The organism is Rhodothermales bacterium (genome assembly GCA_039944855.1).
In the GTDB taxonomy this organism is placed as follows: Bacteria; Bacteroidota; Rhodothermia; order Rhodothermales; family JANQRZ01; genus JBBSMX01.
Genome location: JBDUXZ010000003.1, coordinates 64391 through 84003, shown reverse-complemented (window position 1 = coordinate 84003; position 19613 = coordinate 64391). Strand labels below are relative to the sequence as shown.

General features: G+C 69.1%; 22 protein-coding genes. 12 read left to right on the top strand and 10 right to left on the bottom strand.

The window, feature by feature from the left end; translation table 11 throughout:
• The first annotated feature begins 102 nt into the window (after positions 1-102).
• Complete coding sequence (locus ABJF88_01640) at positions 103-1785, top strand: T9SS type A sorting domain-containing protein (protein ID MEP0545612.1); 1683 nt, start codon at positions 103-105, stop codon at positions 1783-1785.
• Here ABJF88_01640 and ABJF88_01635 read toward each other — a convergent pair whose 3' ends face one another.
• Positions 1786-3081 (bottom strand): thiamine pyrophosphate-dependent enzyme, encoded by a 1296-nt coding sequence (locus ABJF88_01635; GenBank protein MEP0545611.1) that lies wholly within the window; start codon positions 3079-3081, stop codon positions 1786-1788.
• Between the two features lie 8 nt (positions 3082-3089).
• A complete protein-coding gene (locus tag ABJF88_01630) occupies positions 3090-4970 on the bottom strand; it encodes a 2-oxoacid:acceptor oxidoreductase subunit alpha (protein ID MEP0545610.1) in 1881 nt (626 codons plus the stop codon).
• A 273-nt stretch (positions 4971-5243) separates the two neighbouring features.
• On the opposite strand from ABJF88_01630, the gene ABJF88_01625 reads away from it, so the two are divergent.
• Positions 5244-6065 (top strand): BtpA/SgcQ family protein, encoded by an 822-nt coding sequence (locus ABJF88_01625; GenBank protein ID MEP0545609.1) that lies wholly within the window; start codon positions 5244-5246, stop codon positions 6063-6065.
• Positions 6066-6078: 13 nt separating this feature from the next.
• Positions 6079-6462: a Co2+/Mg2+ efflux protein ApaG gene (apaG, locus tag ABJF88_01620; GenBank protein ID MEP0545608.1), complete on the top strand. Its 384-nt coding sequence runs from the start codon at positions 6079-6081 to the stop codon at positions 6460-6462.
• A 646-nt stretch (positions 6463-7108) separates the two neighbouring features.
• On the opposite strand, the gene ABJF88_01615 is transcribed toward apaG, so the two are convergent.
• A complete protein-coding gene (locus ABJF88_01615; protein ID MEP0545607.1) occupies positions 7109-7369 on the bottom strand; it encodes a hypothetical protein in 261 nt (86 codons plus the stop codon).
• 140 nt (positions 7370-7509) lie between these two features.
• Between ABJF88_01615 and thyA the strand changes: the two genes are divergently transcribed.
• From thyA to ABJF88_01595, 4 genes are read left to right on the top strand one after another with little or no spacing between them, the layout of a single operon-like run.
• A complete protein-coding gene (thyA, locus tag ABJF88_01610) occupies positions 7510-8436 on the top strand; it encodes a thymidylate synthase (protein MEP0545606.1) in 927 nt (308 codons plus the stop codon).
• Positions 8436-8948 (top strand): dihydrofolate reductase, encoded by a 513-nt coding sequence (locus ABJF88_01605; GenBank protein MEP0545605.1) that lies wholly within the window; start codon positions 8436-8438, stop codon positions 8946-8948. The genes thyA and ABJF88_01605 overlap by 1 nt, the downstream gene beginning before the upstream one ends.
• A gap of 25 nt (positions 8949-8973) precedes the next feature.
• Positions 8974-9435, top strand: a complete 462-nt coding sequence (locus ABJF88_01600; GenBank protein MEP0545604.1) for a PIN domain-containing protein — start codon at positions 8974-8976, stop codon at positions 9433-9435.
• Positions 9411-9626, top strand: a complete 216-nt coding sequence (locus tag ABJF88_01595; GenBank protein MEP0545603.1) for a hypothetical protein — start codon at positions 9411-9413, stop codon at positions 9624-9626. Before ABJF88_01600 ends, ABJF88_01595 begins: the two co-directional genes overlap by 25 nt.
• Before the next feature lie 63 nt (positions 9627-9689).
• On the opposite strand, the gene ABJF88_01590 is transcribed toward ABJF88_01595, so the two are convergent.
• From ABJF88_01590 to ABJF88_01575, 4 genes are read right to left on the bottom strand one after another with little or no spacing between them, the layout of a single operon-like run.
• On the bottom strand, positions 9690-10220 hold the full coding sequence (locus tag ABJF88_01590) for an O-acetyl-ADP-ribose deacetylase (protein ID MEP0545602.1): 531 nt from the start codon (positions 10218-10220) through the stop codon (positions 9690-9692).
• A gap of 21 nt (positions 10221-10241) precedes the next feature.
• A complete protein-coding gene (locus ABJF88_01585) occupies positions 10242-10697 on the bottom strand; it encodes a hypothetical protein (protein ID MEP0545601.1) in 456 nt (151 codons plus the stop codon).
• 56 nt (positions 10698-10753) lie between these two features.
• Positions 10754-11203 (bottom strand): energy transducer TonB, encoded by a 450-nt coding sequence (locus ABJF88_01580; GenBank protein ID MEP0545600.1) that lies wholly within the window; start codon positions 11201-11203, stop codon positions 10754-10756.
• Between the two features lie 8 nt (positions 11204-11211).
• Complete coding sequence (locus ABJF88_01575) at positions 11212-12315, bottom strand: endonuclease (GenBank protein MEP0545599.1); 1104 nt, start codon at positions 12313-12315, stop codon at positions 11212-11214.
• 174 nt (positions 12316-12489) lie between these two features.
• Between ABJF88_01575 and ABJF88_01570 the strand changes: the two genes are divergently transcribed.
• Positions 12490-13572, top strand: a complete 1083-nt coding sequence (locus ABJF88_01570) for a hypothetical protein (GenBank protein MEP0545598.1) — start codon at positions 12490-12492, stop codon at positions 13570-13572.
• Positions 13573-13654: 82 nt separating this feature from the next.
• A complete protein-coding gene (locus tag ABJF88_01565; GenBank protein ID MEP0545597.1) occupies positions 13655-14170 on the top strand; it encodes a TspO/MBR family protein in 516 nt (171 codons plus the stop codon).
• A gap of 9 nt (positions 14171-14179) precedes the next feature.
• Here the strand turns inward: ABJF88_01565 and ABJF88_01560 are convergent, their stop codons facing one another.
• The 3 genes from ABJF88_01560 to ABJF88_01550 all read right to left on the bottom strand — a co-directional run bounded on the left by ABJF88_01560 (position 14180) and on the right by ABJF88_01550 (position 16355).
• The gene (locus tag ABJF88_01560) at positions 14180-14716 is read right to left on the bottom strand and encodes a vitamin K epoxide reductase family protein (protein MEP0545596.1); all 537 of its coding nucleotides are present in this window, start codon (positions 14714-14716) and stop codon (positions 14180-14182) included.
• Positions 14713-15723 (bottom strand): SDR family oxidoreductase, encoded by a 1011-nt coding sequence (locus tag ABJF88_01555; GenBank protein ID MEP0545595.1) that lies wholly within the window; start codon positions 15721-15723, stop codon positions 14713-14715. The genes ABJF88_01560 and ABJF88_01555 overlap by 4 nt, the downstream gene beginning before the upstream one ends.
• Before the next feature lie 83 nt (positions 15724-15806).
• A complete protein-coding gene (locus ABJF88_01550) occupies positions 15807-16355 on the bottom strand; it encodes a DUF1440 domain-containing protein (GenBank protein ID MEP0545594.1) in 549 nt (182 codons plus the stop codon).
• 187 nt (positions 16356-16542) lie between these two features.
• Between ABJF88_01550 and ABJF88_01545 the strand changes: the two genes are divergently transcribed.
• The 3 genes from ABJF88_01545 (at position 16543) to ABJF88_01535 (ending at position 19611) form a co-directional block, all read left to right on the top strand.
• On the top strand, positions 16543-17310 hold the full coding sequence (locus ABJF88_01545; protein MEP0545593.1) for a M15 family metallopeptidase: 768 nt from the start codon (positions 16543-16545) through the stop codon (positions 17308-17310).
• 10 nt (positions 17311-17320) lie between these two features.
• The gene (locus tag ABJF88_01540) at positions 17321-17596 is read left to right on the top strand and encodes a hypothetical protein (protein MEP0545592.1); all 276 of its coding nucleotides are present in this window, start codon (positions 17321-17323) and stop codon (positions 17594-17596) included.
• 179 nt (positions 17597-17775) lie between these two features.
• Positions 17776-19611 (top strand): CARDB domain-containing protein, encoded by a 1836-nt coding sequence (locus tag ABJF88_01535; GenBank protein MEP0545591.1) that lies wholly within the window; start codon positions 17776-17778, stop codon positions 19609-19611.
• Positions 19612-19613 lie beyond the last annotated feature (2 nt).

The window sequence follows — 19613 nt, the reverse complement described above, 5'->3', positions numbered from 1 at the left end:
GTGGGGGACGGCAAGATACGGGGCCGATGAATTGCCCTGTGCCGTAACGGGGCTCGGGCTAGTTTGGTACCCTCTGTCTCTGCTCATCGATTCCCCTCCCGCATGCCGCTGGTTACTCCCCGCCGTGGTCTCTGTCTTCTCGCCCTTGCCGCGCTCGTCGCCGTGCCCGCGCTAGCGCAGACCGTCGGCGACTGCGAAACCGGTCGGGCCCAGGCCGACCTCGACGTCAACGACGTCAACGCGCGCGTCTTCAACACCGGGAGCCTCTTCTTCGGCAACGCGACGGTCGCGGGCGACGGCTACCTCGTCCCCAAGGCGGCCGGTCTTTCGCCCATCTTCGCTGCGAGCCTGTGGGTCGGGGGGAAGGTCGACGGCGAGCTTCGCCTCGTGGGCTCGACCTACGCCGACTTCGAGTTCTGGCCCGGTCCGCTCGACGCCGCTGGCAACCCGCCGACTGACTGCTTTCTCTACGACCGGATCTACCGCGTCTCGCGTGGCGACGTGGCGCGCTACCTCGACACGGGCGTGGCGACGGACGACCTCCGCGATTGGCCCGCCCACCTCGGTGCGCCGGTGCTCGACGGCGATGGCGTGGCGGGGAACTACGACCTCGCAGGCGGCGACGAGCCGGCGATCTCGGGCGATCAGATGGCATGGTGGGTCATGAACGACCGCGGCAACGCGCACGTGAACAATCTGACGCTCCCGCTCGGGCTCGAGGTGCGTGTGGAGGTCTTCGCGGCGGCGTCGCTCGCGCTCGCCGTCAACCAGGCCACGCTCTACCGCTATCGCATCCGGTACCGGGGCAGCGAGCCGCTCGACAGCGCCTACGTCGCGATTTTCGTAGACCCCGACCTCGGGGACCCGGCCGACGACTACGTCGGGACGGACACGACGCTCCATATGGCGTTCACGTACAACGCGGACGACGATGATGCGGGAGGTCTCAACGGGGGCTACGGGTCGCGTCCGCCCGCCCTCGGCTTCATGGCGCTGCGGACGCCGGCCCGGCTGCCCGACGGCCGAGACAACGATGGGGATGGGGAAGTGGATGAAGCGGGCGAGCCGTCGGAGCTGTATGCAAACAATGTTTTCTGCCCCGATGGCTTCATCGGACCCTTCAATGCGCTCGGAAACTACCGGTGCTTGGGGGGGCTGCACCGTGACGGGACGCCCGTGACGGAGGGCGGCGATGGGTATATGACCGCCGGTGATACCCTCACGACGTTTTTCCCCGGTGATCCTGTGACCGAGCAGTTCTGGAGCGAGGAGAACATCGACGGCACGGGCGCAGACGATCCGGCGGGAGATCGACAGATGTGGCCGTCGTTCGGGCCGTTTCGGCTAGAGCCGGGCGAGGAGACCGAGTTCACCTTCGCCATCCCCTTCGCACGCGGCGAAGATCGACTCGACTCCATCGTGAAGCTCCGCGAGGCAGCCCGCTACCTCCAGCGCGCCTACGACTTCGGCCTCTTCGAGCCGCAACGCCTGGGCGCGGACTTCGAGCCCACGCTGCCGTCGGCGTTTGCGCTCTCGCGCCCTGCGCCCAACCCGTTCGGCGCGTCCGCGTCGTTCACGCTGACCGTGCCCGAGGGGGCCGAAACGCTGCGGCTTGCCGTCTACGACGTGCTCGGCCGCGAGGTCGCCGTCCTCGCCGACGGCATGCTCGCGCCGGGTGACCACCCGCTCGTGCTCGACGGCGCGCGCCTCGCGGCGGGCGTCTACTTCGTCCGGCTCCAGACGCAGCGGCAGACGGAATCGCTCAAGCTGGTCCGCATCGAATAGCTACTCGATGGTCCACGTCTCGCCAGCACGGAGGAGGGCGTGGAGATCGCCGGTGCCGCGCTTGGCGGTGACGGCGGCCTGCTGCTCGCGGAGGAGCCGCTCGTAACTCGGCCGCTCCTCGCGGTAGAACACGCCGAACGGCTGCGGGAGGTCGTCCTGCCAGAAGATCCGGCCGACGAGCCCGGCGAGCGTCCGGTCGGTCGCGTCGTAGACGAGGCAGTCGTCGGTGGACCACGCGCCGTTCGCGAGGTCGACGGCTTCGAGCTTCAGCCCGTCGAGCCGCAGCCCCTTCGTGCCCTCGTCGTAGACGAGCGGCTGACCGTGCTCCAGGAAGACGGTCGTGTGCGGCTTCGAGTCGCGCTCGGTGTAGCGGAAGAAGGCGCCGTCGTTGAAGATGTTGCAGTTCTGGTAGACCTCGACGAAGCCGGTGCCGGCGTGGCCGTGCGCGGCGCGGAGCATGTCCTGCATGTGCTTCGGGTCGCGGTCGAGCGTGCGGGCGACGAACGTAGCGTCGGCGCCGAGGGCGAGGGCGGCGGGGTTGAACGGGTGGTCGAGTGAGCCGTAGGGCGACGACTTCGTGACCTTGCCGGGCTCGCTCGTCGGGCTGTACTGCCCCTTCGTGAGGCCGTAGATCTGGTTGTTGAAGAGGATCACCTGCAGGTCGAGGTTCCGGCGGAGCAGGTGGACGAAGTGGTTGCCGCCGATCGAGAGCGCGTCGCCGTCGCCGGTGATGAGCCACACGTCGAGCTCGGGATTCGCGCACTTCAAGCCGGTCGCAACGGTCGGGGCGCGGCCGTGGATGGAGTGGACGCCGTACGTGTTCATGTAGTACGGGAAGCGGCTGGAGCAGCCGATCCCGCTGATGAACACGGTGTTCTCCTTCTTCTCCGTCAGCTCGGGCAAGACGCGCTGCACGGCGGCGAGCACGGCGTAGTCGCCGCAGCCGGGGCACCAGCGGACGTCGGCGTCGGAGGAGAAGTCCTTCCGCGTGAGCTCGGACGGCGCGCCGTCGCCGCCGGCGGGCTCGACGAGGCGGCCGGGCGGCATCGCGGGTTTCGCTCCGGGCGGACGCGCGGGCTTGGCGCCGGGCAGGCGTTTCGGGCCGCCGGGCTTCGGCGGGAGCGTGGGCTTCCTGGTCCCTTCCGGCGTCGCCTTTTTCGGCGGGCCGGCGGGCTTCACACCCTTCGGCCCCGCTGGCTTCACGCCTTTCGGCCCGGCGGCTTTCTTCAGGCCGGGCGGGAGCGCGGGCTTCTTGGTGCCGGGAGGCGTCGTCGGTTTTTTCTGGTCGTCGCTCATATCTAAAGTCAGGCTGTCGCTTCGATCATCTGGCGGATGCGGGCGGTGATCTCGCTCGCCTTGAACGGGAGGCCCTGGATTTTGGCGAGGGACTCGACGGGCCGCAGGAAGCGGTCGCGGAGGACGTGGACGAGCTGGCCGTTGTTCAGCTCCGGCACGAGGATCTTCTCGAACCGGCCGAAGACCTCGCTGAGGTCGGGCGGGAGGGGGCTGAGCCAGCGGAGGTGGACGCGGCCGACCTTCAGCCCCTCGGCGCGGGCGGTCTTCACCGCCGCCTCGATCGCGCCCCGCGTCGAGCCCCAGCCGACGACGAGCACGTCGCCCTCGGCGTCGCCCATGACCTTGGTCGGCGGGATCTCGGCCGTGACGCGCTCGACCTTCGCCGCGCGCAGCTTCGTCATCGCCTCGTGGTTCTCGGGGTCGTACGACACGCCGCCGGTCTCGCGGTCCTTCTCCAGCCCGCCGAGGCGGTGTTCGAGGTTCGGCGTGCCTGGCTTGGCCCAGGCGCGGGCGAGCGTCGTCTCGTCGCGGAGGTAGGGGAGGAACTGGCCGTCGCGGTTCGGCTCCGTCGCGAAGTGGACGGGGAAGGCGGGCAGGGCGTCGGGGTCGGGGAGGCGCCACGGCTCGGCGCCATTCCCGAGGTAGCCGTCGGAGAGGAGGATGACGGGCGTCATGTACTTGACGGCGATCCGGCAGGCCTCGTAGGCCACCTCGTAGCAGTCGCCCGGCGTGCTCGCGGCGATGACGGGGAGCGGGGCGTCGCCGTTGCGGCCGTAGAGCGCGAAGAGGAGGTCGGACTGCTCCGTCTTCGTCGGCAGGCCCGTGCTCGGCCCGGCGCGCTGCACGTCGATCACCACGAGCGGCAGCTCGGTGATGATGCCGAGCCCGACGAACTCCGTCTTGAGCGCGAGGCCCGGCCCGCTCGTCGCCGTCACGCCGAGCCGCCCGGCGAAGCTCGCCCCGAGCGCCGTCCCGACGGCGGCGATCTCGTCCTCGGCCTGCACGGTCAGGATGCCGAAGTTCTTGTGCTTCGAGAGGGCGTGGAGGAGGTCACTCGCAGGCGTGATCGGGTACGAACCGTAGAGGATCTCGAGCCCGCTGCGGACAGCGGCGGTGACGAGGCCGAGCGCGAGCGCCTCGTTCCCCCGGATGCCGCGGTAGAGGCCGGGCGGCAGGCTCGCCGGGGCGACCTCGTAGCGGGAGGCGAACACCTCCGTCGTCTCGCCGAAGTGGTAGCCCTTCGTCAGCACGTGGAGGTTCGCGTCGCGGATCTCCGGCTCGTCGGCGAACTTGGCCTCGACCCACGCAGCGGTGTCGTCGATAGGCCGCGTGTAGAGCCACAGCGCGAGCCCGAGCGCGAACATGTTCTTCGACTGGTCGATCTGCTTCGTCGAGAGCGTGGTGTCGGCGAGGGCCTCGCGCGTCAGCCGCGTCAGCTCGACGGGGAAGACCTCGTAGCGGTCGAGCGTCCCGTCTTCGAGCGGGTTCGCGTCGTAGCCGGCGAGTTCGAGCCCGCGGTCCTCGAACGCGTTGAGGTTGACGAGCACGGCGCCGCCCTCGCGCACGCGGCGGAGGTTGACTTTGAGCGCCGCCGGGTTCATCGCCACGAGGAGGTCTACCTCGTCGCCGGGCGTCGAGATCTCATTCGCGCCGAAGTGGAGCTGGAAGCCGGAGACGCCGTACGTCGTGCCGGCGGGGGCGCGGATTTCGGCGGGGAAGTCGGGGAGCGTGGCGAGGTCGTTCTGGGCCTTCGCCGTGGCGAGCGTGAACCGGCCGCCGGTGAGCTGCATGCCGTCGCCGGAGTCGCCGGCGAAGAGGATCGTGACCTCGCGGAGCGACTTCGTGGGCTTGCGGGGGGCGTCGGTGGAGGCGGGGACGTCGGGGAGCATGGGCGTGCCAGGGGGCGGCTCGTGAGCGGGTCGGGCAGTCGGAATCTAACCCTCCGCACTGCGTGCCGCGCAGGGGGCGGTGTTGGGTGTACGCCCCCCACAGTGGGGAGATTCGGCCGACCGCCGGGGCGCGCACCGGGGTCAGGGCGGCCGAATCCACGGAACAGCGTATTCATCGATAGGGTTGCACCTGAACCTAAGACGCGAGCCGCAATTCCACAGCAATTCCCCTGTTCCCCATCCGATAGCGAGGCGCGACCGATGCTGGAGACGATGAGTCGGATCTTCCGAAAGCCGAAGCCCATCCTCGCGATGGTCCATACCGGGCCCTCGCCGAGCGCGCCGGGCTACCGCTCCGTCGAATCCGCCGTCGAGCGCGCCGTCACCGAGGCCAAGCTCTACGCCGACCTCGGGGTGGACGGCCTCGTGCTCGAGAACATGCACGACTTCCCCTGCGTCCACGAGCGCGAGCAGGGGCCGGAGGTGGCCGCGTTCATGACGCGCGTCGCCGTCTGCGTCAAGCGGCAGGTCGGGCAGATGCCGGTCGGGATTCAGGTGCTCTTCCAGGCGAACAAGACCGCGCTCGCCGTCGCCCTCGCCGCGCAGTGCGACTTCATCCGCGCCGAGGGCTGGACCTACGCCCATGTCTCGGACAAGGGGATCGCCGAGGCCTGCGCCGGCTCCGTTCTCCGCTATCGCAAGGCCATCGGCGCGCACAACATCCCCGTCTTCGCGGACGTGAAGAAGAAGCACGCCGCCCACACGTGGACCGGCGACGTCCCGATCGCGGAGATCGCCCACCTCATGGCGCTCCACGGCGCCGACGGCGTCGTCGTCACCGGGATGCGGACCGGGCAGGAGCCGGACTTCGACGACCTCCGCGCCGTCTACGAGGCCACGCCGCTCCCCATCCTCGTCGGCAGCGGCGTCACGGTCGAGAACTTCGAGCACTTCGTCGACCTCGCCGACGGGTTCATCGTCGGGAGCGCGTTCAAGGAAGGCGGGCTGTGGAACGCGCCCGTCTGCGAGCACCGCGTCCGCGCCGTGATCGAAGTCGCCGAGCATGCGCGGACCGCCTACAGCGCCATCCGGTAACGGGAGCCCCGCCATGCCCTTCTACGAAGCCACCACGCAGCAGCTCACCGTTTCCGTCCGGCCGGTCTACCTCGACGACCAGTCCGACGTGTTCGCCAGCCGGTTCGTGTTCGCCTACTTCGTCGAGATCGAGAACCACGGCCCCGCCGAGGTCCAGCTCCTCCGCCGCCACTGGGTGATCCGCCACGGCGACGGGCGCGTCGTCGAGGTCGAGGGCGAGGGCGTGGTCGGACAGCAGCCGATCCTCGCGCCGGGGAGCGCCCACGCCTACAACTCGTTCTGCGTCCTCGAGACGATGGACGGGACGATGGAGGGGACCTACCTCATGCAGCGCCCGAACGGCGCCCGCTTCCGCGCGCAGATCCCGCTCTTCCACCTCCGCGCGTCGGCGAATTAGTTCAGGATGATTCGTCTGACGTATCGAACGGTCTCCGTTGTTGTGTGCCTCCTAGTAGGCCTCCTCGCCGCTGACAGTCCGCACGCGCAAGCAGCCGATAGCTCGGCGTCCAACCCCGAGGCTTCGCGGGTGGTCGTACCCATAGCAGTAGGACTCGAATACTTTGTCCCCACCCTGGGGCACGCCTACGCGGGCGACTGGGTACGAGGGCTACCGCCCCTCGCGGTCACGCTCGCAGGCGGTGCCATCGTAGGCGTCGCCCTCATCGAATGTCGCTGCTTGTTTGATAGTCCCAGACCAACCGCTGTAGTCGCAGTAGGCACCGGGCTCCTCATCGGGCTTGCCGGGCGGGTATGGGGGCTTTACAGCGCCTACCGGACCGCCGAGGATCACAACAACGCGCTCGCGTCGCGCCTCTCGTTCGGCCCTGCACACGAGACTCTGGGGCTACGCTTAGTCGTCCAACTCTGAGACGTACTTAGAGTCCCTAACAAAACCCCTTCATGTCATTGCGAGCGACCAGCGGGAGCGCAGCAACCCCACAGGGCTCGGCGCAGCCCATCTCCTGATTCCAGCAGCCCGGGGGAGATTGCCGCGTCGCTGCGCTCCTCGCAATGACAGCACGAGGAGGTTTTGTTAGCGGGTCTTACCCCATCTCGACGACGATGAGGCAGTCGGCGGTGCGGAGGCGGATGGCGCGCTGGTCGTCGGTGAGCGTATAGTCCTCGATCGCGTCGGGGATGACCTCGCGCGGGGTGTCCATCCGGAAGAGGGCGTCGGCGACGACCTGCCAATCTTCGGGCGTGAGCGCGACGGTCGCGGTGCCGCCCTCCTGCACGTACGGATAGTACGCGAGGACTTTGTTGAGGTGGTTGATGGCTTGCTTGACGTGGAGGCCGGGATCCATCGATTGTGGATTTGGGGTTGCGGATTTTGGACTGGCGCTGCGTCAGGGGTACCCCATCGCCGACCCCACGTTCCGGGTTGCCCCGCGCCGGGCGCGTCCGTAATCTCCGGCGCCGCCCGTCGCTCTCTCGCCCGCCACCCATGCAACTTCCTTCGACAAGCTCAGGACAGGCTCTCGACCGCCCCGTCTCCGCCGACCGCGCCTACCTCGACGTCGTCCGCCGCGTGCTCGACACCGGCACGCGCAAGCGCAACCGCACCGGCACGGACACGATCTCGTCCTTCGCCGAGTCCTACAAAGTCGACCTCGCCGACGGCTACCCGCTGCTGACGACGAAGAAGGTCTACTTCGACTCGATGCTGCGCGAGGTGCTGTGGTACCTCTCCGGCGCCCCGCACATCCGCGAGCTGCGTCAGCACACCGGCATCTGGAACGCGTGGGCCGACGACGACGGCCGGCTCGAAACCGCGTACGGCCGGTTCTGGCGCCGCTTCCCGATCCCCGCCGTCGGCGCCGCGCTCGACGGCGAGGTGTTCGCCGGGCCGGACCACCCGCACGTCCACGCTGAGGTCGACGGCTCGTATTCGTTCGATCAGGTCGGCTACGTGATCGACGAGTTGAAGCGGAATCCGAACTCGCGGCGGCTCGTCGTCAGCGCGTGGCACCCGGCGAACGCGGCCGTGAGCAAGCTGCCGCCGTGCCACTTCACATTCGTGCTGAACGTGCAGGAGGCCGAGGACGGGCAGCAACGTCTCAACTGCCACCTCACGCAGCGCTCCGCCGACCTCGCGCTCGGCGTCCCGTTCAACCTCGCGTGCTACGCCCTGCTCACGCAGGCGATCGCGCAGCAGGTCGGAATCGAGCCGGGCGTCTTCGCCCACACGCTCATCGACGCGCACGTCTACGTCAACCACGTCGACGGCCTCCGCGCCCAACTCGACCGCGAGCCGTTCGACCTCCCGACGTTGGAGATCGCGGACAAGCCGCTCGACGAACTCGGGTTCGACGACTTCCGACTCGACGGCTACCGGCACCACGACGCGATTCGGTTCGAGGTCGCGGTCTGATGGGGGAGCGCACGCGGGCGGAAGTCGTGATCGTCGCGGCGGTGGCGGAGACGAACCGGGTGATCGGCGACGGCAAAGACCTGCCGTGGCACATCCCCGACGACTTGAAGCACTTCAAGCGGCTCACGCTCGGCCACCCGCTCGTGATGGGGCGGCGGACGTTCGAGTCGGTGCTGCACCAGTTCGGGAGACCGCTGCCGGGGCGCGAGAACGTCGTGCTCACGCGGCACGCGGTCCACGTCGACCACCCTGGCATCCACGTCTACTCCTCGCTCGGCGACGCCCTCGACGCCTTCGCCGACCGCGAGCAGATCTCGATTGGCGGCGGGGCGACGGTCTACGAGCAAGCCCTCCCGATCGCCGACCGGCTCGAACTCACGCGCGTCGAGGGCGACTACGACGGCGACACGTTCTTCCCGCCCTTCGAGCACCTCCTCGGCACCGAGTTCGAACTGCAGCACCGCGAGCCGCGCGATGGCTACCGCTTCGAGACGTGGGTGCGCGTACCCTGAGGGTGCTCGTGCGTAGCTTGGTGCCATGCGCGTCTACCTCGATACCTGCGCCGTTCAGCGTCCCCTCGACGACCGGACGCAGCTTCGTATCCGATTCGAAGCCGAAGCGATCCTGAGTGTATTGGATCTCGTCAGAGCCGGTCGGGTGGAGCTGGTCTCGTCGGACGTGCTCCAGTTCGAGACGGAGCAGAACCCGCGTCGAACGCGGCGGGAGTACGCGTTGGGGACGCTCGCAGGTGCCGCTACGCACCTAAAGCTCACCGATGAGGTGCGTCGTCGGGCCGAGGCGTTGAACCGTCGGGGACTTCGGACGTTGGACGCGTTGCATCTCGCTTCCGCCGAGGCGAGCGAGGCCGATTTTTTCTGCACGTGCGACGACACCTTCCTTAAAAAAGCCAAGCGAGAAACCAGAGACCCGACGCGCGTCGTCGCGCCGATGGAACTCGCGGAGGAACTAGAGCGATGGGCATCCCGGCACGACCGCTGAACGAAATCCACGAGGAAGGCGTCCGGCTGCTCGTTCGAGAGATGGGCGCCGCCGACGCCGCGCGGTTCATCAGCCAATTCACGACGGGATCTGGCGATTACACCGAAGAACGAAAGAAGCTCTTCGAAGGGCTAACCATTGACGAGGTCGTCGAATGGTCCAGGCAGCACGAGGCGAAGCGAGAAGACTGAGCGACTCTGCGAGCCGCACGACGGCTACCGCTTTGAGACGTGGGTACGGACCGAACGTGCGGATTAATCGAGTACGTCGGCGTATGCTCGCTCGTGCGCCTGACGAACATCCTTGCCGAAGCTGACGAGGTAAACTGCTTCGATCTGCTCGTCGCTCCGAAGGAAGCCCGCGACGGTGCGCACGGCGATTCCCGCGGCCCGGTCCACAGGGAAGCGGTAGACGCCGCAGCTGATGGCGGGGAACGCGACGGTGGTGCAGCCATGCTCCACAGCCAACTGGAGCGACGTGCGGTAGCAGGAAGCCAGGAGGTCGTCTTCGCCCCGGTCGCCGCTGTGCCACACGGGACCGACGGCGTGGATCACGTAGTCGGCGGGGAGGTCGAATCCCGGCGTGATCTTCGCCTGCCCGGTCGGACAGCCGCGCAGTTGAAGGCACGCTTCGAGCAGCTTCGGCCCGGCCGCGCGGTGGATCGCCCCGTCCACGCCGCCGCCGCCGGCGAGCGCCGCATTCGCCGCGTTCACGATCGCGTCTACCTCCAACGTCGTGATGTCGGCTTGAATCAGTTCGATCCGGTCTGCGGGCGATGGTCTCATGAGGAATGCGTCTCTACCCGGTCATCGTACGGTGAAGGCGTTGCTCACGCGCTCCGCTTCCGGCAGGTCCGTTTCGGACTCGTACACCTCGTCCCGCACGAAGAAGACGTAGCGATACGTCCCGGGCGGGATCTCCGGGAGTCGACTCACGCCGACGTGGAGGCGCACGGCGTACGCGTCCCCGGGTAGGAGTTCGGCAGGCGGAGTCGCGATAGCCGGACAGCTGACTCCCCGTGCGGCGGGTACCCACTCGCCCTGCGCCATCGTCTCCATCAGCACGACGGGGAGCCACACGCGGTCCACGGTGGAGCACCCGCTCCTCAAGACATAAGCGGTCGCGGGGCGCCGGTTCTCGAACGAGACGCTCACCGTGTCGCCAGGGCTGTAGCTCGTCCGCTCCGTTCTGATCACGAGCGCCTCGGCCTGCTGCTCCGCGCTGTCGCAGCCGACGAAGGCGAAGAGGGAAACGATGAGCAAGCAGGATCGGAGGACCATCGGTTCTCTGCTGAAATGGTGAGTGGATCGGCTCGACGCTACGGACAGTGGGAGACACGGATGTTTGTCTGGCGCCCGGCAGGCCCCTCCATTATCTCGTACTCGAAGGCGAAGCACTCGTTCACCGAGACCTTCTCGCCACGGACGTAAGCCGGGGTGAGAAGCGCGGCACGGAGGGGAATGAGCGAGTTTTGGCACGTATTGCCTCCCGGGTCGGAAACGCAGACGGGGCCCCGACGGACATCGGAGTCATAGGTCGAGACGACGCTCCCATCCTCATTCGCAGTGAAGTGGATGATGACGGTGCCTCCGATGCCCGCGCGTCGAGCGAGTTCGGGATATTCGACGGAGGCGCTGAACGCTTCGAACCCTTCGATGGGCACGGGGCGAACGGCCACCTCGCTGTAATGAATGGGCTCGGACGGCTGCGCCGTGGTATCGCAACCGCTGAGCAGGACGAAGAGGCAGAGGAGGAGCAGAAGGCGCATGGGGAGGCTCAACGCGTGAGCGTGACACGGCGGGTGGCGCGGAAGGTCTCGCCGGTGGCGCGGTAGACGTAGAGCCCGGCCGGGAGCGCGGCGGCGTCGAACGCGAGGGCGAGCGGGGCGTCGGCCGAAACGGGCCCGTCGTGGAGCACGGCGACGCGGCGGCCGAGGAGGTCGAACGCCTCGACGCGGACGCGCTGCGGCGTGGCGACGCGGAGCGTGAACGTCGTCGCCGTCGTGAACGGGTTGGGGTAGGCGGCGGAGAGCGCGAAGCCGTCGGCGAGCGGGGCGGACTCGGCGGCGACGGTCGAGGGGAAGTAGGCGCGGCGGACGAGCGTCGAGTCGAGCACGAACGGGTTGGGGTCGTCGCTCTGGAAGCCGGCGATGATGAATGTCCGGTCGTACTCGGCCTGGTCCACGGGGTCGAGCGCGTGCCACGCGCGGAGCGTCTCGCGCTGCGCCTCGAAGAAGGCGTCGCTCGCCTGCGCCTCGTACATCGTGTAGAAGTAAAACATCGCCCGCGCCACGTCGCCCTTGAAGTCCTCGCGCGGCTCGAACGCCGTGTTCCGGTCGCGCTCGCTGTAGCTGTCGATGTCGCTCGTCGGGACGGTGCTCGTGACGGTGTTGTCGATGTACCAGTCGTTCGCGAGGGCGTCGGGGATCTCGGCGAAGGGGAGGTTGCCGCGGTCGGAGTTGGCGCGGACGAAGGTGGGGGCGAGGTGGTGGAGGTCGCGCTCGGCGTTCCCGCTCCCGGCGCCCTCGGCGCGCGGCCAGATGTGCTCCTGGTTGATGCCCTGCGTGTTCTCGCTACCCTGGTTGAACACGTCCTGGCTCGGGTCGCAGTTCGGATCGCAGTCGAACGGCACGAAGAAGCCGGTATAGACGCCGACGACGCCTTCCTGCCCGTCGACGGTCGTGGCCCAGACCGTGTCGTACATCCGGTCTTTCGATGCGGCGTCGCCGAGCACGCTCGACGGCTTGTACGTGGTCACGAGCGAGGCGCGGAGGTCCTCGCCGAGTTCACCGGGGAAGAGGACGGTCTGCTCGGGCTGCGCCGTGGCGGCGGAGGCGAGCAGGAGGAGCAGGGCGAGGCGTAGCGAACGGAGCACGGGCACGGGGAGTCGGGAAGGGTTCAGCGTCCTTCAACGCAGGAGCGACAAAGGTAGCTCCCGACCGGCTCGGCGTCGTGGAGCGCGCGGTATTCTGTCCGTTCATCGCACGGCCGCCCGTGCGGCGAACCGCAGCCGCCGCGCGTCGTTTTACGCGCCCCCTCTCGCCTCGCGCTCGCCATGCTCCTCCGGCTCGCCTTCGTACTCAGCGCCGCCCTCGCCCTCGCCGCGTGCGACCGGGACGTGCCGGCGACGGCGACCGCCGCCGAGGAGCGAGCGGATACCACCGCGCCGCTCGAAACGCGCGCCCAGCCGATCCCCCTCGCCGGACCGATCGCGAGCCGCGCCGCCGAAATCTCCAGCCTCACGTGGCACGGCGACGACCTCCTCCTCCTGCCGCAGTACCCCGGCCGCTTCTCCACGACATCCGATTCCGTGAGCGCGGCCAGCGAAGACGGCGATAGCGGCGCGCTCTTCGCGCTCTCGAAAGTGGACCTCCTCGCGTTTCTCGACGGACCCCGCGACGGCGCGCTGAAGCCGAGGGCGGTCCGGTTCGAAGCGCCGGGCGTCGTCGAGAAAGTCGCCGGGTTCGACGGGTACGAGGCGATGGTGTTCGACGGCGACCGCGTGTTCGTGCTCATCGAATCGACGGGGGCGACGGCGATGCAGGGCTACCTCGCGAGCGGGGCGGTGCAGCCGGACGGGACGGTCCGGCTCGACGCCGCGACCGTGACGCCGCTGCCGCCGCAGGCCCACCTCCGCAACCTCTCGTACGAGACGCTCCTCGCCACATCCAGCGGCGTGATCGCCCTCGAGGAGGCGAACGGCCCCGCCGTCAACCCACACCCCGAGGCGTACCACTTCGACACGGCCTCGGGCGAGCGCGACTCGCTCGCCGTGCCCGCCATCGAATACCGGCTCACCGACGCCACGGGGCTCGACGCCGCCGGCCGGTTCTGGGCCGTGAACTACTTCTACCCCGGCGACCGCGCCCTCCTCCGCCCCGGCCCGGACGCGCTCCGCGCGAAGTTCGGCATCGGCGCGACGCACCGGCGCGAGGCCACCGTCGAGCGGCTCGTGGAGATGCAGTTGGTTGGCGGGGAGATCGTGCTCACCGCCCGGGCCCCGATCCAACTCGAACTCCTCGACGCCGAGCGTGCGCGGAACTGGGAGGGCATCGCCCGCCTCGACGACCGCGGCTTCCTCCTCGCCACAGACACGTACCCCGAGACAATGCTGGCCTTCATCCCCGCCGACCTCTGAGGTCGAATCCGGTAGCATGGTGTCCTTCGTCCGTGGTCCGTTGCGATTTCCCCATCCTCCCTCACTCCCATTCTCCCCGCCCATGACCGACTCCCGCCACGCCCTCTCTCGCTGGAAGCAGATCGGCATCGCCGCCCTTTTCATCGTCGGCTGCGAGCTCGTCGGCATCGTCGGCGCGGCGACGACGGTGACGGGCGATTCGTCGTGGTACGAGACGCTCGCGAAGCCGCCGTTCAACCCGCCGAGCTGGCTGTTCGGGCCGGTGTGGACGGCGCTCTACGCCCTCATGGGCGTCGCCGCGTTTCTCGTCTGGCGTGCGCGGCGCGAGGCAGCGGGCACGGAACGGCAGGATGCGAGCCGCGCGCTCACGCTCTTCGTCGTCCAACTCGTGCTCAACGGGATCTGGACGCCGATCTTCTTCGGCGCCGAGTCGATCGTCGGCGGGGCCGTGGTGATCGTGACGCTGCTCGTCGTGCTCGCGCTCACGGTGCGCGCGTTCTTCGGCGTATCGCGCACGGCGGGCTGGCTGCTCGTGCCGTACCTGCTCTGGGTGGCCTTCGCGACGGCGCTTAACCTCTCGATCTGGTGGCTGAACTGAGCGATGCGGTTATCCGTCGCGGAGGCGGCGGAGCGCGTCGCGGGCCTCGGGGAGCACGAGCGGGACGGTGGCGAACGTGGCCGCCGCCGCGAGCAGGCACCACGAGCAAAAGGCGCGGTGCTCGGTCCACTGGTCGCGCGTGAGCCGGGCGGCCTGCGCGGCGTCGGCGCCGGTCTTGACGGCGGCGAGGAGCGGGAGCCACGGCATCGTCCGCGCCCGGTCCGGCCCGCCGATCGCCGCGAGCACGGCCGTCGCCGCGTACGAGGCGAAGCCGAGCACGCCGTCGGGCGCCGAGAAGTAGGCGTAGGCCTCCTCCGACGCATCCACCTTGTCGGCGTCGAGGAACGGGAGCGGCGGCTCGGGGAGGTGCTTGATGACGCCCATCTGGTAGAGCGAGATCAGCCCCATCGAGCCGGCGGCGGTGAGCGAGAGGGCGAGGACGCCCCGCCGCTTGTCGAGCGCGTCGCCCGTGCCCGTGCGGAGGGCGCGGCTGAGCGCCTTCGGCGAGAGCGGCGAGAGCTGGGTGAGCTTGGCGAGGGCGTTCATGACGACCTCCCGAACAGGCCGAGCGCGACGGCGGCGACAGTCCCGACCCCAGCCGCGATCCAGTTTCGGTTTTTCGTCGCCCACAGCGCCGGGCTCGACGCGCGCGCCTTGCCGTCGAACCGGCCGTGCGCGCCGTGGTCGCGGGCGGCGTCGGCCGGGTCCCAGAGGTTCGTGGGGTCGTCGGGGTCGCGCGGCACGTCGGTCTGCTGGCCGTCGTAGCCGGTCTTGCCGAGGTAGATGTCGAGCAGGCCGGGGATGACCTTGTGCCCGACGATCGCCTGCCACGTCGGCCCGCCGACCCACACTTCGCGCCGTCGCTGGTGCGCGGCGAAGTAGATCGCGTCGGCGGCGACCTCGGGCTGGTAGATCGGGGGGACGGGCTGAGCCTCGTGCGGGAGCCGGCTCTTCACCCACCCGAACTGCGGCGTGTTGATGGCCGGGAGGTGGACGGCCGTGATGTGGACGTCGCTCTCGTCGTGGACGAGCTCGCAGCGGATGGAGTCGGTGAAGCCGACGATCGCGTGCTTGGCGCCGCAGTAGGCGCTCTGGAGCGGGATGCTCCGGTACGCGAGCGCGCTGCCGACCTGCACGATCGTCCCGCGGTTGCGCGGGAGCATCCGCTTGAGCGCGGCCATCGTGCCGTAGACGACGCCGTGGTACGTCACGTCCGTGACGCGCGCGAACTCCTCGGCGCTCATCTTTTTGAATGGGGAGAAGACCGACGCCATTGCGTTGTTGACCCACACGTCGATGGGGCCGAAGCGCTCTTCGACGGCGGCGGCGGCGGCCTCGACGGCGTCGGGGTCGGCGACGTCAGCGGGGATCGCGAGGGCCCGGCCGCCGAGGCGCTCGACGTCGGAGGCGGCGGCCTGGAGGCCGGCCTCGCCGCGGGCAATCAGACCGATGTGGGCGCCGCGCTTGGCGAAGGCGCGGGCGGTCGCGCGCCCGACGCCGGCCGAGGCGCCGGTGATGACGACGACCTCGGGCTTTCCATTCGTGGAAGACATAAGAGAGGGGAGATGGGGAAACGAGAGGGGCGTGCTCTAACGAGCCGACTCCGGCGGAGGGTCCGCGCTCGCGCAGGCGCCGCTCACCGCAGGAGCCGCCGCACGCCGCGTCGGACGAACTCCGTCACGAGGCCGTAGACGAGGTGGGCCGCGAGGCTCTCGGCGTGGACGGAGAGGGGATACGCGGTGGGCGCTTTCGAGAGGCCGAGGGCGGGGACGGCCGCCTCGTCGGCGACGAGCCAGAACGCGGTGCCGAACGGGAGGCCCGCCGCCGCCGTCATCTCCGGCAGCCACTCGGCCGCCGCGCCGTAGGCCGCGCCCGTGCCGCCGCCGAAAGCGTAATGAACGGCCGGTCCGGCGCGCTCTTTCTGCTCGTCCGTCAGCTCGTGGTCGAAGACCCCTTCGGAGATCGCGGACGCCGCCTTCACCGTCGCCGGCTCGCTCGACGTTTCGCCCTCGTCGCTCGGATCGTCGCCGGGGTGGCGGTCCGCTTCGTCGCCGGAGACGGCACGCGGTGCGGCGCTGAGAGCGGCCTGGAACTGGTTCATCGCGAACGACGCGGCGAGGCCACCGGCGAGGCCGGCGACGGCGCCTTTCCACAGGCTGGGCGAGGGGCGGCGGGTGAATCGCATCGGGGGCTTCTCGGGAGGAAGGGGGCGGAAGGGAGGCGACAGCGGGGGGCAGAGTGCTGCAGGCGATGGGCGGGGAGGGTATACCGAGCCCCTGCCTCTTCCGGTCCCGAACTTCGCGTGAGCGGCAAAACATCGCGGCGCGCTCGGCGTAGGGAACCGCATTCTGCCACCCGCCCCATCGCTCGACGTGCTCCGACGCTTCCGCTTGCTCTGCTGGCTCGTCCTCCCCGCTGCGGCCGCGTGCGCGCAGCCCGAGTTCCCGACGCCGGACCCGCTGCCCGACGGCTTCGTCCACCTCCGTGACGTCGCCCCGACGATCGTGCAAGAGATGCGCTACCACGGCCCGTACAACTTCGTCGGCGAGCCCATCGACGGCTACGAGGCGCCGACGTGCATCATCACCGAGCCGACGGCCCGCGCCCTCGCCGCCGTACAGGCCGATCTCGAACGCCGAGGGCTCAGCCTGAAGGTCTACGACTGCTACCGCCCGCAACGCGCCGTGGACCACTTCGTACGCTGGGCCCGGAACCTCAACGACGAGCGGACGAAGCTGGCGTTCTACCCCGACGAGCCGAAGCGCTATCTCTTCTCGCGCGGCTACATCGCCCGCCGCTCCGGCCACAGCCGAGGCAGCACCGTCGACCTCAGCGTCGTCGCGCTCCCCGCGCCGGAGCCGACGGCGTATCCCCCGGCCGACTCGCTCCGCGATTGCACCGCGCCCGCCGGCGAGCGCTTCGCCGAGACCGGGCTCGACATGGGGACGGCGTACGACTGCCTCAGCCCGAGTTCAGCGACCGAGAGCCCCGCCGTCGGCGAGGCGGCGCGGGCGAACCGGCGGATGCTGCGCGCGGCGATGATGCAGCACGGCTTCCGCAACTACACCAAGGAGTGGTGGCACTACACCCTCCGCAGTGAGCCCTTCCCCGATACCTACTTCGACTTCCCCGTCCGCTGAGACGACGCCCATGAACAACACGCTCAAGCACGGCGACCGCGTCCGCGTCCACCTCTACACCCGCGAGGGCATCCTGCTCGGCTCCATCGAAGGCACCGTCAGCGACTTCTCGCCGAACACCGAGGTCGCGCCCGGCGTCCGGAAGAACCTCGTGTGGGTGACGAACATCGAGGGCTACGAACGCCCGAACGAACTCGGTGAGCCCGAGCCCGCCGACGAGGGGTGGTTCGCTGACACCGATATCGAGAAGATCGAAGAGGACCGGCCCCGCTTCTTCAGCAACTGACGCCGCGCGGCGTGGGGGAGCGAGCCGATGAGGAGGCCGAGGGCGGGGATGGAGTGACGGGTTATTGCGTGGGGCGTTAGAAAATGGGGATCATGCCCGCAGGGGTTGGGTAGAGTAACGTGGCTTGGCAAGGGCTCTTGCCTGCTCTCCTCTTCCTTTCTCCCCTCTCCCCTCCGACTATGCCTCTCCGCTACCTCTCCCTCTTCTTAGCGTGGGCGCTCGTCCCCGCCGCACTCGCCCAGCCCGACCTCACGATTTCAGCCACCGCCGAAGACACCGGCGGCGAAGCCGGCGACCGCGTCACGCTCGACTACACCGTCACGCTCGCCGGTGCCGAGGAGATCGAGGACATCCCCGTCGGGTTCTACTTCTCCACCGACCAGACCCTCAGCTCCGACGACGCCCTCTCCGAGCGAGAAGAGGTCGACGCCGAGTCCGACGAGCCCGAGAGCGACAACGAGCAGATCGACATCCCGGGCAGCCTCTCGGACGGTGACTACTTCATCCTCGTCGTCATCGACGACCTCGAGCAAGTCACCGAGTCCGACGAGACGAACAACACCGTCGCCATTCCCTTCTCCGTCAGCGGCGGCGGTGACGGCGGCGACGGCGGCGCCGACCTCGTCGTGACGAGCGCTTCGGCCGAGCCGGCCAGTGCCGACGCCGGTGCCGAGATCGAGGTGGACTACGCGATCTCGAACGATGGTGACGAGCAGGCCGGTGAGTCCTCCCTCGCGTTCTACTTCTCGACGAACCAGACCCTCAGTTCGAACGACGTCCTCGCCAAGCGCACCGACATCGACGAGGTGGACGCGAACGACTCCAGCGACGACGACGAGGAGCTCACGGTCCCGAACAGCCTCGATCCCGGTGACTACTTCCTCCTCGTCGTGGCCGACGACCGGAACGACGTGACGGAAAGCGCTGAGAACAACAACACGTTCGCCGTGCCCTTCACCGTCACCGGTGGCGGCGGCGGCGGAGGTGGCGATGCCGATCTCGTAGTGACGAACGCCTCCGTCGAGCCGATGACTGCCGACGCCGGGGCCGAGGTCGAGGTCAGCTACACGATCGCGAACGAGGGTGGCGAGGAGGCCGGCGAGTCCCAGGTCGCCTTCTACTTTTCGACCGACCGCTTCCTCAGCTCGAACGACGTGCTCGCCGAGCGAGAAGACGTGGACGACCTCGACGCCGACGGGTCCGAGGACAGCGACAGCGACATCACGGTCCCCAACAGCCTCGACCCTGGCGACTACTTCCTCCTCGTCGTGGCCGATGAGCAGAACGACGTGGCGGAGAGCACCGAGAACAACAACACGTTCGACGTGCCCTTTACCGTCACCGGTGGCGGCGGCGGGGGCGATGGCGACGCCGACCTCGACGTGACCAGCGCCTCCGTCAGCCCGTCGAGCGCCGAAGTCGGCGAGGACGTCCAGGTCAGCTACACGATCGCGAACGATGGCGACGAGCAGGCTGGGTCGTTCACGCTCGCCTTCTACTTCTCGACGAACCGGTCGCTCGGTTCCAGCGATGTGGCCGCTGAGAGCATCAGCGTCGACGAGGTCGATGCCGGCGACAGCGAGGACGGCGAGGTGGAGTTCGCCGTCCCGAGCAGCCTCGACCCCGGCGACTACTTCCTGCTCGTCGTGGCCGACGACGGGAACGACGTCACCGAGTCCGACGAGTCGAACAACACGTTCGCGATTCCCTTCACCGTCCTGATGACGACCGCCTCGGAAGGGACGCCGGACGTGGCGTTCCGTCTCGCGGCTCCGGCACCGAATCCGGCGACCGATCGGGTCACGCTCGGCTACAGCCTGAGCGAAGCCGGTCCCGTCCACCTCGCCGTCTACGACGTGCTCGGCCGCCGCGTGGCCACGCTCGTGGAGGCGACGCAGCCCGCCGGCGATCACGTCGCGGACTGGGACGCCTCCGGGCTGGCCTCCGGGACGTACGTCCTCCGGCTGAGCGCGGCGGGCGAGGTCCGCACGCGGCAGGCGACCGTCGTACGCTAGCG

Coding starts and splice junctions, on each gene's coding strand:
- ABJF88_01550 (MEP0545594.1), bottom strand. CDS start 16,355: ATGCGATTCACCCGCCGCCCCTCGCCCAGCCTGTGGAAAGGCGCCGTC.
- ABJF88_01600 (MEP0545604.1), top strand. CDS start 8,974: ATGCGCGTCTACCTCGATACCTGCGCCGTTCAGCGTCCCCTCGACGAC.
- ABJF88_01590 (MEP0545602.1), bottom strand. CDS start 10,220: ATGAGACCATCGCCCGCAGACCGGATCGAACTGATTCAAGCCGACATC.
- ABJF88_01565 (MEP0545597.1), top strand. CDS start 13,655: ATGACCGACTCCCGCCACGCCCTCTCTCGCTGGAAGCAGATCGGCATC.
- ABJF88_01640 (MEP0545612.1), top strand. CDS start 103: ATGCCGCTGGTTACTCCCCGCCGTGGTCTCTGTCTTCTCGCCCTTGCC.
- ABJF88_01535 (MEP0545591.1), top strand. CDS start 17,776: ATGCCTCTCCGCTACCTCTCCCTCTTCTTAGCGTGGGCGCTCGTCCCC.
- ABJF88_01615 (MEP0545607.1), bottom strand. CDS start 7,369: ATGGATCCCGGCCTCCACGTCAAGCAAGCCATCAACCACCTCAACAAA.
- ABJF88_01555 (MEP0545595.1), bottom strand. CDS start 15,723: ATGTCTTCCACGAATGGAAAGCCCGAGGTCGTCGTCATCACCGGCGCC.
- ABJF88_01630 (MEP0545610.1), bottom strand. CDS start 4,970: ATGCTCCCCGACGTCCCCGCCTCCACCGACGCCCCCCGCAAGCCCACG.
- apaG (MEP0545608.1), top strand. CDS start 6,079: ATGCCCTTCTACGAAGCCACCACGCAGCAGCTCACCGTTTCCGTCCGG.
- ABJF88_01580 (MEP0545600.1), bottom strand. CDS start 11,203: ATGCGCCTTCTGCTCCTCCTCTGCCTCTTCGTCCTGCTCAGCGGTTGC.
- ABJF88_01595 (MEP0545603.1), top strand. CDS start 9,411: ATGGGCATCCCGGCACGACCGCTGAACGAAATCCACGAGGAAGGCGTC.
- ABJF88_01560 (MEP0545596.1), bottom strand. CDS start 14,716: ATGAACGCCCTCGCCAAGCTCACCCAGCTCTCGCCGCTCTCGCCGAAG.
- ABJF88_01625 (MEP0545609.1), top strand. CDS start 5,244: ATGAGTCGGATCTTCCGAAAGCCGAAGCCCATCCTCGCGATGGTCCAT.
- ABJF88_01635 (MEP0545611.1), bottom strand. CDS start 3,081: ATGAGCGACGACCAGAAAAAACCGACGACGCCTCCCGGCACCAAGAAG.
- ABJF88_01605 (MEP0545605.1), top strand. CDS start 8,436: ATGGGGGAGCGCACGCGGGCGGAAGTCGTGATCGTCGCGGCGGTGGCG.
- thyA (MEP0545606.1), top strand. CDS start 7,510: ATGCAACTTCCTTCGACAAGCTCAGGACAGGCTCTCGACCGCCCCGTC.
- ABJF88_01570 (MEP0545598.1), top strand. CDS start 12,490: ATGCTCCTCCGGCTCGCCTTCGTACTCAGCGCCGCCCTCGCCCTCGCC.
- ABJF88_01540 (MEP0545592.1), top strand. CDS start 17,321: ATGAACAACACGCTCAAGCACGGCGACCGCGTCCGCGTCCACCTCTAC.